The 844-nt window shown below is 68.6% G+C and carries 1 protein-coding gene; it reads left to right on the top strand.

Going from position 1 to position 844, the window contains the following annotated elements:
- Positions 1–48: 48 nt before the first annotated feature.
- Entirely contained in the window at positions 49–816 is a 768-nt protein-coding gene (locus tag P2Q00_RS50605; protein ID WP_275781990.1) for a transposase, read from the top strand.
- Positions 817–844: the final 28 nt, after the last annotated feature.

The raw sequence follows: 844 nt of genomic DNA, 5'->3' as shown, positions 1-844 counted from the left end.
CTAGAGGTTGTCCCGTAACTGGTGGGGCGGTTGGTGCGTTGACTGGGCATGGGTGGGGTGATCTCAGCGGATGATCCGAAGTGGATCGAGCCGTTCTCCGGGTTGACCGAGTCGCAGTTCGCCAGGCTGGTGGCGTTGGTGCGGCGTCGTGGTGGTGACGTCCAGAAGGGCCGACCGTGGCGACTGCCGCTGGCCGACAGGGTGTTGCTGGTGGCGACCTACTGGCGCACGAACCTGACCTTGCGGCAGGTGGCGCCGCTGTTCGGGGTCTCGAAGTCTGCGGCCGACCGCATCCTCGATCACCTTGCGCCCCTGCTGGCCCTCTCGCCGGCCCGACGGCCGCGCAAGGACACTGTCTACATCGTCGACGGCACCCTGGTGCCCACCCGCGACCGCAGCGTGGCCGCCTCCAGCAAGAACTACCGGTACTCGACGAACCTGCAGGTCGTCATCGACGCCAACAGCCGCCTGGTCGTGGCGATCGGCCTGCCGCTGCCCGGCAGCCGCAACGACTGCCGGGCCTTCACCGAGTCTGGCGTCGACCGGGCCTGCCGCGGAGCCCCGACCATCGCCGACGGCGGCTACCAGGGCACCGGTCTGCTCATCCCACACCGCAAACGACGCGGTCAGACACACCTCAGCCCGCAGCAGGAGGCGGAGAACGCCGTCCACCGCCGGGCCCGAGCCCGGGTGGAACACGCCCTGTCACGGTTGAAGAACTGGAGGATCCTGCGGGACTGCCGCCTGAAGGGCAACGGCGTCCACCAGGCCATGCTCGGCATCGCCCGGCTCCACAACCTGGCCCTCACCGGATAACTCACGCCCCATACGGGACAACCTCTAG

This window comes from Streptomyces coacervatus (genome assembly GCF_029223485.1).
GTDB classification, from domain to species: Bacteria; Actinomycetota; Actinomycetes; order Streptomycetales; family Streptomycetaceae; genus Streptomyces; species Streptomyces coacervatus.
This window is presented reverse-complemented; position numbering and strand designations above follow the sequence as displayed.